The organism is Streptomyces sp. 17_S59 (assembly GCF_056930295.1).
This window is the reverse complement of sequence record NZ_JBXOWD010000001.1, coordinates 2,029,642-2,044,322: the sequence shown is the minus strand read 5'-3', so window position 1 is coordinate 2,044,322 and position 14,681 is coordinate 2,029,642. Positions and strand designations below refer to the sequence as shown.

Below are 14,681 nucleotides of genomic sequence, written 5' to 3'. Positions count from 1 at the left end.
CCATCAGCCCATGTTGGCCCCGGGCTCGTAGTTGGTGAGGACACAGCCCGGGACGGACGCCTTCTCCAGCCGGTAGCCCTGGGGCGCGCTGAAGCCGGGCTCGCAGTTCAGGTAGAGGAACTGCTGCTGGTAGAGGCCGACACGGGCGGCTTGGTTATTGGTCTCCACCGCGATGTTCTGGCCGACGAGCACCATGCTCGCCGTGGCCTTGAGACGGCCGTCGTCCTGCAGGTCCTGCAGCTGTGCGGCCTTGGCCTTCGCCTGGAACGCCGCCATGTCGTTCACGGTGTCCAGCCAGGTGAGGTCGTGGGCACGCATGCCGCCGGACGCCGGGTATCCGCACATGCCGCGGTCGCTGATGCCCCAGGCGTGGGGATCGCCCGTCACGGCGGGCTGGTAGTCGATGGACTGGATGCCGACGGACTGGGGATCCGTGGTGAACTTCTTGCAGTCGACGCTCGAGCCGATCAGCTTCTTCAGGTCGGCCATGCTGTCGGCACGCGGCAGCCCCATGCTGCTCGTATCCGGCGTCCGCGGCTCACCGCTCGCGCCGCCGGGCGTGGCCTCGTCCTGGTGCGGCTGTTCGGGATTCGCACTGCCCCGCCCGTCCGTACTGTCGACGAAATTGCTGAGCACACAGCCGTCGACGAGGGCCTGCTCCTTCTTGTACCCGTCGGGCACGGCGAAGGTCGGGTTGCACGTCAGGACGCGCAGCCCCGACTTGGCGAGTGAGACGGCCGTCTTCGTCTCCGTCGGCTCGACGGCGAAGCCCTTGCCGACGAAGACGTGGCTGAAGAGGCCGTACGTCGGCTTCTTGGCAAGGTGGTCCATGACGCGCTTCTTGTAGCTCGCCTGGAACTCCTTCATGTCCGAGACGACGTAGAGGGAGTTGCGCCCGCGGTCGGGCCGGTCTTCGCAGATGCCGTGCGCGGTGATGGACCACTGCCCCACGTGGGCGAGCGAATCGTGGTCGAAGTGCTTGTCGTAGACGGCGCTCGGGTCGTTTTCGTCGGCCAGGTTCTCGCACGAGGTGTACTTCTGGACGTACTTCTGCGCTTCGGCCAGGGAGTTCGCCGTCGGCGTCCGCGTCACGGACGGTGCGATGACGCCGCCACCCGGCGGTGCCGCGGGCCCGTTGCTGTGCGCACTGCTTCCCTGTCCGCCGCCTTTGCAGGAGGCGAGGGCGGCGAGTGCCGCGGTTACGGCCAATATTCGCTTGATGCGCATGTGTTGCTTTCGTCGCGTGGGGACGGGACGCCCGGCCGGACAAGACCGGATCGGGCCTGGTCTGGATGGCGTGCACATGCTAGTGGGCTGCCGGGTGAGGGGTGGTCGGCGTTTCGGCAGGATGGTTGACGCCGTGGCGATAACGCTGTTTTTATTGAGTAACAGCGTTTTTCGAAACGGAGGGGGAAGCGCCATGCGCACGACTGCGACTGCGATCACGACCGCGACCGAGAGCACCACCCGGACCGTCCTCGGGCTGACAGTCCTGGACGACCACGTCGAGAGCCGGGCCGACGCCGAGTTCCGAGCCGCCGAGGACGGCGCGGGCCCGCACGTGTGGCTCGCCTTCGCAGACGCCGAGCGCACGCTCGGCTTCACGCGCAAGCCGCAGGGCTGGTGCCGGGGTGACGTCTGCATCCCGGCGGCCGCCGTCGCGCGGATCGAGGGCGCAGATGCAGGCGCAGACGCCGGGATGCTGGACGTCACCGCCTTCGCCGAACTGCTGGGCCGGCCGGTGGCGGTGGAGCCCGATGCGGGGGTCATGGCGCTCGGTGCGTCGGCGGCAGACCGGTCGGCGGCCCTGGTCGGCGGCGTGGCACCCGACTTCACACTGCCGGACGCCGACGGTGTCGAGCACTCGCTGGGCGAGCTGCGCGGGCGGAAGGTGGCGCTCGTCTTCTGGGCCTCGTGGTGCGGCTGCCGTTACGACCTCCCCGAGTGGGAGCGCCAGCACGCGGCGTTGGCCGCCGTGGGATTCTCGGTGCTGAGTGTCGCCGTGGACCGCCGGATCGAGGACGCGGCGCCCTGGATCGCCGAGGCCGCGCCGACGCACCCCGCGCTGATCGACGTCGACGGCCGGGTCGCGGACCTGTACCAGCTGCTGAACGTCCCGACCGTGGTCTGGATCGACGAGGAGGGCCGCATCGCCCGTCCCAACGACACCCAGTTCGCGACCGACCTCTTCCGCTCCATGAGCGGCCTGGACTCCGCGAAGGCGCTCGGCGCGCTGCGGCGATGGGTGACGACCGGCGACTCGGGCCTGGACGCCGACTCGGTCGCCGAGCTGACCCGGTCGAGCACCCCGGAGCAACAGCGTGCCCGCACGGAGGCCGCGCTGGCGCTGTGGCTGCTGCGCCACGGCCACCAGCAGGCCGCGCAGCGGCACTTCGCGGTGGCGTCCGAGCTGGCGCCGGAGGACGTGACGACATGGCGCAGCGCGATGCCGCTCCTGGGGGTGGACCCGATGGGCGACGAGTACTTCGCCCGGCGGGCGGCGCTGGAGGAGGCCGGCGTGCCGGTCTACCGGCCGTTGCCGGACTGGCAGTAGCGGCCGGCCGCCGCGCCCGACAATCACCAGGAGGAACGTTCCCATGCCCGCCAGTTCACCCACCGGCGCCTTCGCCCGGGCCCAGGCCCAGGGCGAGGCGGCCCTGCGCGCCGCCATGCTCGACATTGCCGCCGGGCTGCTGGCCGCCGAGGGCCCGGCCGCGCTGAGCATGCGCCGCCTGGCCGCCGCCGCCGACTGTTCGACCACCGTCCTCTACCGTCTGTTCGGCGCCAAGGACGGCATCGCAGCGGCGCTGTACCGCGAAGGCTTCGCCCGGCTGAGCCGCCGCCTCGGTGCCGTGCCGCGCGGCGACGACCCGGCCGAGTACCTCGCCGCCCTCGGCCGCGCCTACCGCGCCAACGCCCTGGAGGAGCCCAACTTCTACCGCGTCATGCACGGCGAGGCCATCCCAGGTTTCGTTCCGGATGAGGAGTCCCGCGCTGCAGCCGCGGCCAGTCTGGACGTGCTGCGGGAGGCGGCCCGTGCCGCTGTCGAGGCGGGCGTGCTGCGAGCGGACGCCGACGTCGACGAGATCACCGACACGCTGTGGGCGGCGGCCCACGGGGTGATCAGCCTGGAACTCGGCGGGCACTTCCCGGGCGGCCTGGGCGACGAGCGGTTCCGGACCCTTACCCGGGCGGCGGTGGGGGCGTTCCTGCCCTGAGGGCGGATGCCTCCTGTGACGGTACGTCAGGACATGGGCCGTTGATACGTTCTCGACATGTCACAGACACACGCATCAGCGACCCCCGCCCGCACCCCCGTCACCCCCGACGACCTCGAGGAAGTCATCCGCCTCGCCGTCGGCTTCCTGCGTGCCGCGCCCGCCGACAGCTGGGCCGTGCCGGCCGGGGAGCTGGAGTGGGACTGCTGGGAGGCCATCGAGCATCTCGCCGATGACATGTTCTGCTACGCCCTGCAACTGTCCCCGCCCGTCCCGCCGCTGGACGGGTACGTGCCCACCGTGCTCAATCGGCTGCGGCCCGGCGGGCCCAACGAGACCGTGCACGCCGATCGTGACGCCGGACTCGACGGGTTGGTCCAGGTCCTCGAGGGGTGCACGGGGCTGCTGGTCGCCGTCGTGCGGACCAAGTCGCCCGCGACCCGGGCCTTCCACTCCTACGGCGTCTCGGACCCCGAAGGGTTCGCCGCCATGGGCATCATCGAGGCCGTTGTGCACATGTACGACGTCGCCAAGGGGCTCGGTGTCGCCTGGGAGCCGCCTCTCGGCATCTGTGAGCGCGTGATGGCGAGGCTGTTCTCCGATGTGGTCATCGGGGACGAGGGGGCGTGGCAGGCCCTGCTCTGGGCCGCGGGGCGCATCGAGCTGCCTGGGCGGGCCCGACGGGACTCGTGGCGGTGGAACGGTGCCCCCTTGGCCTGAGGTCTGAGCACCAACTGGCTTCACGACGGGCCCTTTTGCGGTTGATCGGCAGCCCATTCATGGGTGACCCGCCGTCGCCCACGCCCGTACGATCACGCCGGTGAACCTCATCTCCGACATATCCCCGGCGACGCTCCTGGCCCTCTGCCTCGCCGCCGCAGCCGCCGGGTGGATCGACGCCGTGGTCGGCGGCGGTGGGCTGCTCCAGCTCCCGGCGCTCATGGTGGGGCTGCCTCACGTGGCGCCCGCGCACGTGCTCGGCACCAACAAGGCCGTGGCCATTTGCGGGACGACCGCCGCCGCCGTCGCGTACAGCCGCAAGGCGTCCCTGGACCTCCGCACCGCCGTGCGGATCGGGCTCGCCGCCCTCGGCGGTTCGCTCGCGGGGGCGTTCTTCGCGTCCGGGATCAACAGCGCCGTACTGCGGCCGCTGATCATGGCCGTGCTGCTGGCCGTGCTCGCCTTCGTCCTCCTGCGGCCCTCCTTCGGTTCCGCGAACCCCTCCACCGAGCCGCCCACCCGCCGCCGGGTCCTGGCCGCGATCCTCGTGGCCGGGCTCGGCATCGGCTTCTACGACGGGCTCATAGGTCCCGGCACCGGGACGTTCCTCGTCCTCGCCCTCGCCGGAATCCTGCACATGGACCTGGTCTCGGCCTCCGGCACGGCGAAGATCGTCAACGTCTGCACCAACATCGGCGCCCTGGTCACCTTCTCGCTCCAGGGCTCCGTGCTGTGGCAGGTGGCGGCGCCGATGGCCGTCTGCAACCTCACGGGTGGGGCGCTGGGGGCGCGGATGGCGCTCAAGAGGGGGAGCGGATTTGTGCGCGGGGTGTTGCTCGTCGTCGTGGTGGCGCTGGTGTGCAAGCTGGCGTACGACCAGTGGGGCGGGTGAGACGAGGGCCGGCGCATGGTTCCGTTTGATGCCGATCGGCCGGCGATGGGCCAAGTCCGGGGTGATCGTCCCCTACAGCCTGTTCATCTCCTGTGCACCCTATTCATTCCCTGTGAATCCGCCCGTTCGCTTGCCCCCTGCCGTCACGGGTGACAGATTCGACCAGGGTTTGTCAGTCATTCGTACTACTGACCATGCGGAAAGCAGTCCGGTGCCAGGTGAACCGGTTGGTTCCGGTTAGCCTGTCGACTACCTTCCTGACGTGGTGGGGGTGCATGTGCGTTTCTCCCGGTGGCGGCGGGCCCGGTGGGTCCGGGCCGTGCTCGCGGGGCTCTATGTGGTCACGCTGGCGGCCGCCGTGCCCAGGGGGGCCGGCGGGCACGGCCGGGACGGCAACTGGTCCAGCGAGGAGGCCCGGCGGTTCTGGGGCCCCTCGCGGATGTCGACCGCGACCCAGGAGGACGACGCCGACGGCGATGCCGCGGACGGCGCCCAGCGCATCACCGGCAGCGCCCGCCACTTCGACGGGGTGCCCTCGGTGGGGGTGCTTTTCTACGTCGGTGACGACCTGAAGGACCACTACTGCACGGCCAGCGTGGTGCACAGCCCCAAGGGCAACATGCTCATCACCGCCGGGCACTGCTCGCACACCGACGAGGCCCCGTCCGCCTTCGTGCCGGACTACCAGCAGGGCTCGGACAAGCAGCCGTACGGCGTGTGGGCCGTCGACCGCTCCTTCGTCGATCCCCGCCGTGACAGCACCGGCGAGGGCTCCGACCTCGACTTCGCCTTCGTCACCCTCAAGCCCGACCGCCTCGGCCGCCAGATCGAGCGCGTGACGGGCGCCAACCGGCTGATCCGCACGCCGGACTGGACGAACCGGACCACCGTCATCGGCTACCCCAGCTCGGACGCCGACCCCGTCGACCGGGCCATCCGCTGCACGGCCATGACCACCCGGCTGGACGGCTACAAGCAGCTGAAGATGCTCTGCAACGGCTTCTACTCCGGCACCTCGGGCAGCCCCTGGCTCGTCCACTTCAACGAGAAGACGAAGACCGGCGACCTGATCGGAGTCCTCGGCGGCCTCAACGGCGGCGGCCCCGACGGCGAGGAGAGCGACAAGGTCTCGTACAGCCCCATAAACGACGACGAGATCTTCAAGCTCTACCTCGACGCCATAAACGACCGGGAGCCCAAACGCGGCTGACGGAAACCCGCCAGTCGGCGCATTACCGGCGCCGGCCGGGACGGCGGCGGGCAGGGTGTGTCCTCCACACAGAGGGGGACAGCCATGCCTCACATACCTCGTCGGAGTCGTGCCGTCGTGGTGACGGCCGTGCTCGGCGGTCTGCTGGTGCCGGCCGCCACCGGTACCGCTTCGGCCGCCGGGCCGAATCCGGGTACGAGCAGTACGAGCACAGCAGCGCAGCAGAGAGCTGACGAACCGTCGGGGCCGCAGCTTCACGCCCGCGTGCTTGCCAGGCTCAACGGCGACTTCGGCATCGCCCGCGCGATCAACAAACACGGCGACGTCGCCTACCGCACCGCCGACGGCGTGCCCACGGTCTGGAATCCGCGCACCGATCGGCGCCGGGTGCTGGAGGCGCCGGGGGGCGGGATGCCGACCGACATCGCCGACGACGGCAGGGTCGTGGGCATCATGGGCGGCGGGCTGGCGCTGTGGGACAGCGCGGGGGCTCCCACCGTTGCCGGTGTGCCGGACGGTGAAACATGGGTCCAGGGCGTGCCCCGGCTGGGGGAGGACGGCACGGTGCTGCTGGAGGCCGGCCACTGGATCATCGGCTGGCCGGGCGGTCACCCGCGCGTGGTTTCGTCGTACTACCGCTGGCAGGCCGGCGCCGGGTTCCAGAAGATCGCCGGTCCGGGCGACGGCAGCGTCCCCTACGCCATCAACGACGAGGGTCTGATCGTCGGTTGGACGTCCGCGTCCGCCACCGCCTGGCGGCCCGACGGCCGGACCGACGCCTACGCCGCGACGCCGGGGCACATCTCCCGCAGCTGGGCGTGGGGCGTCAACAACAGCGAGACGCTCGTGGGCGGTCAGCTGCGCCCGGACGGTCTGACGAGCACGCCCACGAAGTGGGCCGCGCCCGACGCCCCGGAGGAGCTGACCGACCTCGGCTTCGGAGGGTCGGCCACCGGAATCAACGACCGGGGCTGGATCGCCGGCCACGTCCGTACGGAGTCGGCCGGCGGCCCCGACGTCGCGGTGGTGTGGGACCCGCACGGCGGACTGCACCGGCTCGACGAGCTGCTGGATCCCGGGGAGGGCGGCAGGCCGGAGACGGTCGAGGCGATCGGCGACCACAACGAGCTGCTGGTCCTCGTGCGCGGTGCCGACCAGAAGGTGTCCCGGCTGATCGTCCAGCTCGACTGAATCCCGATTCGAGTCCCCACGCGAGTCCCCACTCGGGGGCCGGTCGCCGCCCCGCTATCGGCCCCCGCCCGTCAGCGCCCGCTCCACCCCCGGCTCGTGCGGGCCCAGGAACGTCGGCGACGGGCGCAGCAGCGCGTCGAACGCCGCCTTGCCCGACGCGAGGACCTCGCGGGCGCCGCCCGCGTACCAGGTCACGTCATGGGCGTCGCCCGCCGCCCCGACCCCGTACGCGTCGATGCCCGCCGCCTCGCACAGCGCCAGCGCGCGCCGTATGTGGAAGCCCTGGCTCACCAGCACCGCCTTCTTCACGCCGAAGACGCGCTCGGCGCGGGCGCACGAGTCCCAGGTGTCGAAGCCCGCGAAATCGCTGACGATCCGCCCGGTGGGCACGCCGTGCCGGACCAGGTATGCGCGCATGGCGTCCGGCTCGTCGTAGTCGTCGCGGCTGTTGTCGCCGGTCACCAGCACCACGCGGACCTTGCCCACGCGGTACAGCTCCGCCGCCGTGTCCAGCCGGTGCGCGAGGTACGGGGACGGTTCGCCCTCCCACAGGCCCGCGCCGAAGACCATCGCCACCGGCGCCGGGGGCACGTCCGCCAGGCCCCGTACGCGCGGCGTGGCCGAGACCCACACCCAGGTGACGGGCGCGAGCGCCAGTACGCAGGCCGTCATGAGCGCCCACAGGGCGCGCCGCTTGCCGCGCCTGGTCGAGGGCAGCCGGAAGCGCGGCCGCAGCCGGACCGACGACAGCAGCCTTCGTGCCGAACCCATGCGGACCTACCTCCCCGTTCGCCAGTGATCAACGCCCCCGGCCGCCGCGCGGTTCCCGGCACGCGGCTCCGATGTGCGGCTCCGATGTGCGCCCGGACCTGCGGAAAGGAGCCGGGACGGCCGGAGCCGCACCCCTCGGGACGGACGCGTATCGCCGCTGTCAGACCCGGCGGCTACCGTCGGGGATATGAACGGCAGCAGCTCAGGCAGCAGGAGTCCGCACACCGGCGTCGGCCCGCAGAGCGGCGGCGGTCCGCACACCGGCACCGCGACCGAGAACGGCATCGCCGGATACGACGCGGCCGACCTGGAGCGGTGGGCCCCCGAGCCCGACAAGCGGCCCGGCCGCACCGCCTTCCAGCGCGACCGGGCCCGCGTGCTGCACTCCGCCGCCCTGCGCCGCCTCGCCGGCAAGACCCAGGTCGTCACCCCGGGCGTGAGCGCCCAGGCCTGGGATGCCAGCCCCCGCACCCGCCTGACCCACTCCCTGGAGTGCGCGCAGGTGGGCCGGGAGCTGGGGGCCGCCCTCGGCTGCGACCCCGACCTGGTCGAGGTCGCCTGCCTGGCGCACGACCTCGGCCACCCGCCCTTCGGGCACAACGGCGAGCAGGCGCTCGACGAAGTCGCCGCGCCCTGCGGCGGCTTCGAGGGCAACGCCCAGTCGCTGCGCCTGCTCACACGGCTGGAGCCCAAGCGCTTCGTGCCCGGCCCCGGTGCGGGGGAGCTGGTCAGCGTCGGCCTCAACCTCACCCGCGCCGCCCTCGACGCCGCCACCAAGTACCCCTGGCCGCGCGGCGGGCACCCCACCGACCCGGCCTCCCGCAAGTTCGGCGTCTACGCCGACGACGTGCCCGTCTTCGAGTGGTTCCGGCAGGGCGCGCCTGCCCACCGCAAGAGCTTCGAGGCCCAGGTCATGGACTGGTCCGACGACGTCGCCTACTCCGTGCACGACGTGGAGGACGGCCTGCACGCCGGCCACCTCGACCCCAACGTCCTGCTCGCCGACCCCGAGCGCCGCGAGGTCTTCGAGGTCGCCGCCGCCCGCTACGCCCCCGGGGCCGCCCACGAGGAGCTGGCCGATGCCCTCAACCGGCTGCTGGAGCAGGAGTGGTGGCCGCACGGCTACGACGGCTCGGCCGTCGCCCAGGCCCGGCTCAAGGACGCCACCAGCCAGCTCATCGGCCGCTTCTGCCTCGCCGCGGAGGGGGCCACCCGGGCCGCGTGGGGGCCCGGCCGGCTCGGCCGCTACCGGGCCGAGCTGGTCGTCCCGCGGGAGACCAGGCTGGAGTGCGCGGTGCTGAAGGCCGTCGCCGACCGGTACGTCATACAGCGCGAGGACCAGGAGAAGCTCCGCGCCGAGCAGCGCGTCGTCATCGCCGAGCTGGGCGAGGCGCTGGCCGCCCGCGCGCCCGACGGCCTCGACCCGCAGTTCCGCACCCTGTTCACCGAGGCCCCGGACGACGCCGGGCGGCTCCGCGCGGTCGTGGACCAGATCGCGGCCCTCACCGACAGCTCCGCGCGGTCCCTGCACGCCCGGCTCACCGGGCGGCCGGACGGCCCCCGGGTGGTGCCCGCGTGACCCCTTGCGGGCCGTTACCCGTCCGGGGTAGTCCCTCTACCGGCGGCACCCGGGGTGCGGGACGCTCGGCAGTGGCGCTTTCGGACCGGGGGCGACTAACGCAGGCGTGAGACCGACCGATCACGGACTGCGCGGCAGCGAGGAGGCAGCAAGTGGTGGACGCACACGAGACGTTCGTCATCGTCGGAGGAGGTCTGGCCGGTGCGAAGGCCGCCGAGACCCTCCGCAGTGAGGGCTTCACCGGCCGGGTGATCCTCATCTGCGACGAACGCGAGCACCCCTATGAGCGCCCGCCGCTCTCCAAGGGGTACCTCACGGGCCGCGACGCCCGCGACAGCGTCTTCGTCCACAAGCCCGACTGGTACGCCAGGGCCGACGTCGAACTGCACCTCGGCCAGCCCGCCGTCCACCTGGACCGCGCGGCCAAGTCCGTGCGCCTGGGCGACGGCACCCTCGTCCACTACGACAAGCTGCTGCTCGCCACCGGCGCCGAGCCCCGCCGCCTGGACATCCCCGGCACCGGTCTGGCCGGCGTCCACCACCTGCGCCGCCTCGCCCACGCCGAGCGGCTGCGCCAGGTGCTCGGTGCCCTCGGCCGCGACAACGGCCACCTCGTCATCGCCGGAGCCGGCTGGATCGGGCTGGAGGTCGCGGCGGCCGCCCGCGGCTACGGGGCCGAGGTGACGATCGTCGAGCCCGAGCCCACCCCGCTGCACACCGTCCTCGGCCCCGAACTCGGCCAGCTCTTCACCGAGCTGCACAGCGAGCACGGCGTCCGCTTCCACTTCGGGGCCCGCCTCACCGAGATCGCCGGGCAGGACGGGATGGTCCTGGCCGCCCGCACCGACGACGGCGAGGAGCACCCCGCCCACGGCGTCCTCGCCGCCATCGGGGCCGCCCCGCGCACCGCCCTCGCCGAGGCCGCGGGCCTCGCGCTCGTCGACCGCGCCGACGGCGGGGGCGTCGCCGTCGACGCCTCGCTGCGCACCTCCGACCCCGACATCTACGCGGCGGGCGACGTGGCCGCCGCCGAGCACCCGTGGCTGGGCACCCGCCTGCGCGTCGAGCACTGGGCCAACGCCCTCCACGAGGGCCCGGCCGCGGCCCGCGCCATGCTCGGGCAGGAGGTCTCCTACGACCGGGTGCCCTACTTCTTCTCCGACCAGTACGACCTGGGCATGGAGTACTCCGGCTACGCGCCGCCGGGCTCGTACGACCAGGTGGTGTGCCGGGGGGACGTGGGCAAGCGCGAGTTCGTCGCCTTCTGGCTGGCGGAGGGGCGGCTGCTGGCGGGCATGAACGTGAACGTGTGGGACGTCACGGAGCCGGTCCAGCGGCTGATCCGGTCCGGGGCGCGCCTCGATCCGGAGGCGCTGGCGGATCCGGCGGTGCCGCTGGATTCGCTGGAGTGACTTTTCCCCACCCCGCCCCTTCCCGAACTGGGGCTGCGCCCCAGACCCCGGGCCCCTCGCGCTGCGCGCGGCAAGGCTCGGGGGCTCCGCCCCCGGACCCCCGGTCCTCAAACTCCCCCAGCTACCTCCCCCAGCTACCGCTGGGGGTGCCCCCAGGAGGTGCCCCCAGACGGGCTGAATTTCAGCCCGTCCGGCGTTTGAGGCTGCGCTCGATTTGCGGCTCCGCCGCGTGGCGCGCGCAGCGCGGTCCCGGGGTCTGGGGCGCAGCCCCCCACGCGGCGGAGCCGCAAATCGATACAGCCGGGAAGGGGCGGGATCGGGGAAAGAAACAGCCGGCCCGGCCAGGCATGTCCTACCCCCGCCGTAGAATTCACGCGTGGCAGGCAGGATCAACGATGACGATGTGAGGGCGGTCCGGGACGCGGTCCCGATCGACGCCGTCGTGTCCGAGTACCTCCAGCTGCGCAACGCGGGCGGCGGCAATCTCAAGGGCCTGTGCCCGTTCCACGACGAGAAGTCCCCATCCTTCCAGGTCAGCCCCGCCAAGGGGCTCTTCTACTGCTTCGGCTGCCAGGAGGGCGGGGACACCGTCGACTTCATCATGAAGATCGACCACCTCTCCTTCACCGAGACGATCGAGCGCCTCGCCTCCCAGGCCGGCATCACCCTGCGGTACGAGGAGGGCGGCTACACCCCCGGCCGCCAGCAGGGCGAGCGGATCCGCCTGGTCGAGGCCCACAAGATCGCCGCGCAGTTCTACGCCGAGCAGCTGGCGAGCCCCGAGGCCGAGATCGGCCGCACGTTCCTCGCCGGGCGCGGCTTCGACCAGGCCGCCGCCGAGCACTTCGGCGTGGGCTACAGCCCGGCCGGCTGGGACCACCTCACCCGCTTCCTGCGCGGCAGGGGCTTCTCCGACAAGGAGCTGCTGCTCTCCGGCCTCGCCCAGGACAGCCGCAGCGGCAAGCCCATCGACCGCTTCCGCGGCCGGCTGATGTGGCCCATCCGCGACATCACCGGCGAGGTCGTCGGCTTCGGCGCCCGCAAGCTGCGCGACGACGACAACGGCCCGAAGTACCTCAACACCCCCGAGACCGCGATCTACAAGAAGTCGAACGTCCTCTACGGCATCGACCTCGCCAAGAAGGAGATCGCCAGGACCAACCGCGCCGTGGTCGTCGAGGGCTACACCGACGTCATGGCCTGCCACCTGGCCGGCGTCACCACCGCCATCGCCACCTGTGGCACCGCCTTCGCGGGCGACCACATCAAGATCCTGCGCCGGCTGCTGATGGACAACGCAGCCTCGGAGGTCGTCTTCACCTTCGACGGCGACGCCGCCGGGCAGAAGGCCGCGCTGCGCGCCTTCGAGGACGACCAGAAGTTCGCCGCCGAGACCTCCATCGCCATCACCCCCGGCGGTATGGACCCCTGCGAGCTGCGCCTCGCCGAGGGCGACGCGGCCGTGGCGGCCCTGGTCGAGTCCCGCACCCCGCTGTTCGCCTTCGCCATCCGGCAGGTCGTCGCCCGGCACAACCTGGACACCGCCGAGGGGCGCGCCGCCGCCCTGGAGGCCGCCGCGCCCATCGTCGCGAACATCAAGAACGGCGCCATCCAGCACGAGTACGCCGTCCAGCTCGCGGGCATGCTCGGCATCCTCGACACCCAGTTCGTGGTGCGCCGCGTGGGCCAGCTCGCCCGCTGGGCCCGTGAGCGCGGCGCCCGGCGTCCGGGTGCGGAGCAGGGGCGCGGCCCGCACGGCGGGGCGGCCGCGGCCGTGCAGGCGCCCCCGCAGGCCCCGCGCGGCGGCCCCGCGCTCAACCTGCGCAGCCCCGCCCACCGCACCGAGCGCGAGCTGCTCAAGCTCGCCCTCCAGCGCCCCGAGCTGGTCGCCCCCGCCTTCGACGCCTACGGCGCGGACGAGTTCACCGCCCCGCCCTACGCCGTGGTGCGCGGCTGCATCGAGCAGGCCGGCGGCGTCACCGCGGCCGGCGGCGACTACCTCACCGCCGTCCGCGAGGCCGCCCCCGACGACACCGTCCGCGCCCTGGTCACCGAGCTGGCCGTGGAGGCGATCCACGCCCGTACGGTCGACGAGGTCTACGCCGGCACCCAGCTGGTGCACGTCCGGCTGCGGGCCGTGGAGCGCCGCGTCGAGGAGGTCCAGGCGAACCTCGTGCGCCTCGGCCCGCACGCCGCCCCCGAGCAGCTGGCGGCCGTGCAGAACGAGCTGTGGGTCCTCCAGCAGTACGGCAAGTCCCTCAAGGACCGCGGCGCGGCCGCGCTGTAAGCGCCGGGGCGGCCCTCCTGAGCGGTGGAGGCCGGGCCCGTAAGCGGTGGGGGCCGGCCCCCTTCGCCGCCGCCCTGTAACCGCCCGGTCACGGTCCGGGCTCAGAAAGTGCCCGCACGCCCCTCGTGGCGGGCCCGCGTCGTGCCCCACACTGGTGGGCGGTGCCCGAGTCCCGGAGCGCGGCAGGTCCGGCCTGCCGGCCCGAACTCCCCCCGAGCCGCGCCGGCCCCCGGCACGGGCGGCGGCCCGGCGGTCGCCGCGCCCGACTGCTCCGCCGCACGTTCTGCCGCACGCTCTGCCGCCTCAGCAGCGATCACACTGGAGGTCGCCCCCGTGCAGACCCGGACCCCGACCCTGCCTCAGGCCCCGGCCCCGCCGGCACCGACCGTGCCGCAGCAGGCCGAGCCCCCCGCGTCCGAGACCCTGGCCCTCACCGAGGAGGCGGCGCCGGAGCCGGCCGTGCGGGCCGATACCAGCGGTCCCTCCTCCGACCTCTTCCGCCAGTACCTCCGCGAGATCGGCCGCATCCCGCTGCTCACGGCGGCCGAGGAGGTGGAGCTGGCCCGCCGCGTCGAAGCGGGCCTCTTCGCCGAGGAGAAGCTGGCCAGCACCCCCGACCTCGACACCCAGCTCGCCCTGGACCTCGACCGGCTGGTCGTCCTCGGCCGGATGGCCAAGCGCCGCCTCATCGAGGCCAACCTGCGCCTGGTCGTCTCCGTCGCCAAGCGCTACATCGGCCGCGGGCTGACCATGCTCGACCTCGTCCAGGAGGGAAACCTCGGTCTCATCAGGGCCGTCGAGAAGTTCGACTACGCGCGCGGCTACAAGTTCTCGACCTATGCGACCTGGTGGATCCGCCAGGCCATGTCGCGGGCGCTCGCCGACCAGGCCCGTACGATCCGGGTCCCCGTGCACGTGGTGGAGCTGATCAACCGTGTGGTGCGGGTCCAGCGGCGCATGCTCCAGGAGCGCGGCTACGAGCCCACCCCGGAGGAGGTCGCCGCCCACCTCGACCTGTCCGAGGAGCGGGTGAGCGAGGTGCTGCGCCTGGCCCAGGAGCCGGTCTCGCTGCACGCGCCCGTGGGGGAGGAGGACGACGTCGCCCTCGGCGACCTCATCGAGGACGGGGACGCCACCTCGCCCGTGGAGTCCGCCGCCTTCCTGCTGCTGCGCGAGCACCTGGAGGCCGTGCTCTCCACCCTGGGCGAGCGCGAGCGCAAGGTCGTCCAGCTGCGGTACGGGCTGGTCGACGGGCGGCCCCGGACCCTGGAGGAGATCGGGCGGATATTCGGCGTCACGCGGGAGCGGATCCGGCAGATCGAGTCGAAGACGCTCAACAAGCTCCGCGACCACGCCTTCGCCGACCAGCTGCGCGGCTACCTCGACTGATCCCGGGCCTGG

The 14,681-nt window shown here is 72.7% G+C and carries 12 protein-coding genes; 10 read left to right on the top strand and 2 right to left on the bottom strand.

Annotated elements, in window-relative coordinates; all coding sequences use genetic code 11:
• Positions 1 to 3: 3 nt before the first annotated feature.
• Complete coding sequence (locus AC1Z4A_RS09040; protein ID WP_483677356.1) at positions 4 to 1,227, bottom strand: hypothetical protein; 1,224 nt, start codon at positions 1,225 to 1,227, stop codon at positions 4 to 6.
• 193 nt (positions 1,228 to 1,420) lie between these two features.
• Between AC1Z4A_RS09040 and AC1Z4A_RS09035 the strand changes: the two genes are divergently transcribed.
• The 6 genes from AC1Z4A_RS09035 to AC1Z4A_RS09010 all read left to right on the top strand — a co-directional run bounded on the left by AC1Z4A_RS09035 (position 1,421) and on the right by AC1Z4A_RS09010 (position 7,231).
• A complete protein-coding gene (locus AC1Z4A_RS09035) occupies positions 1,421 to 2,554 on the top strand; it encodes a redoxin domain-containing protein (RefSeq protein WP_483677355.1) in 1,134 nt (377 codons plus the stop codon).
• 43 nt (positions 2,555 to 2,597) lie between these two features.
• Positions 2,598 to 3,218, top strand: coding sequence for a TetR/AcrR family transcriptional regulator (locus AC1Z4A_RS09030; RefSeq protein ID WP_483677354.1), 621 nt, complete (start codon positions 2,598 to 2,600; stop codon positions 3,216 to 3,218).
• Between the two features lie 57 nt (positions 3,219 to 3,275).
• A complete protein-coding gene (locus AC1Z4A_RS09025; protein ID WP_483677353.1) occupies positions 3,276 to 3,938 on the top strand; it encodes a hypothetical protein in 663 nt (220 codons plus the stop codon).
• A gap of 109 nt (positions 3,939 to 4,047) precedes the next feature.
• The gene (locus tag AC1Z4A_RS09020; RefSeq protein WP_483683541.1) at positions 4,048 to 4,830 is read left to right on the top strand and encodes a sulfite exporter TauE/SafE family protein; all 783 of its coding nucleotides are present in this window, start codon (positions 4,048 to 4,050) and stop codon (positions 4,828 to 4,830) included.
• 262 nt (positions 4,831 to 5,092) lie between these two features.
• Positions 5,093 to 6,040 (top strand): trypsin-like serine peptidase, encoded by a 948-nt coding sequence (locus AC1Z4A_RS09015; RefSeq protein ID WP_483677352.1) that lies wholly within the window; start codon positions 5,093 to 5,095, stop codon positions 6,038 to 6,040.
• An 84-nt stretch (positions 6,041 to 6,124) separates the two neighbouring features.
• Entirely contained in the window at positions 6,125 to 7,231 is a 1,107-nt protein-coding gene (locus AC1Z4A_RS09010; protein WP_483677351.1) for a hypothetical protein, read from the top strand.
• Positions 7,232 to 7,285: 54 nt separating this feature from the next.
• On the opposite strand, the gene AC1Z4A_RS09005 is transcribed toward AC1Z4A_RS09010, so the two are convergent.
• On the bottom strand, positions 7,286 to 8,002 hold the full coding sequence (locus tag AC1Z4A_RS09005) for a SanA/YdcF family protein (protein WP_483677350.1): 717 nt from the start codon (positions 8,000 to 8,002) through the stop codon (positions 7,286 to 7,288).
• Between the two features lie 187 nt (positions 8,003 to 8,189).
• Between AC1Z4A_RS09005 and AC1Z4A_RS09000 the strand changes: the two genes are divergently transcribed.
• From AC1Z4A_RS09000 to AC1Z4A_RS08985, 4 genes are all read left to right on the top strand, one after another.
• Entirely contained in the window at positions 8,190 to 9,581 is a 1,392-nt protein-coding gene (locus AC1Z4A_RS09000; RefSeq protein ID WP_483677349.1) for a deoxyguanosinetriphosphate triphosphohydrolase, read from the top strand.
• Positions 9,582 to 9,733: 152 nt separating this feature from the next.
• Positions 9,734 to 10,993 carry an NAD(P)/FAD-dependent oxidoreductase gene (locus AC1Z4A_RS08995; RefSeq protein WP_483677348.1) on the top strand — a complete coding sequence of 420 codons (1,260 nt, stop codon included), beginning with the start codon at positions 9,734 to 9,736 and terminating at the stop codon, positions 10,991 to 10,993.
• Positions 10,994 to 11,369: 376 nt separating this feature from the next.
• Positions 11,370 to 13,280, top strand: a complete 1,911-nt coding sequence (gene dnaG / locus AC1Z4A_RS08990) for a DNA primase (RefSeq protein ID WP_483677347.1) — start codon at positions 11,370 to 11,372, stop codon at positions 13,278 to 13,280.
• Positions 13,281 to 13,421: 141 nt separating this feature from the next.
• The gene (locus AC1Z4A_RS08985) at positions 13,422 to 14,669 is read left to right on the top strand and encodes an RNA polymerase sigma factor (RefSeq protein WP_483677346.1); all 1,248 of its coding nucleotides are present in this window, start codon (positions 13,422 to 13,424) and stop codon (positions 14,667 to 14,669) included.
• The last annotated feature ends 12 nt before the right edge of the window (positions 14,670 to 14,681 follow it).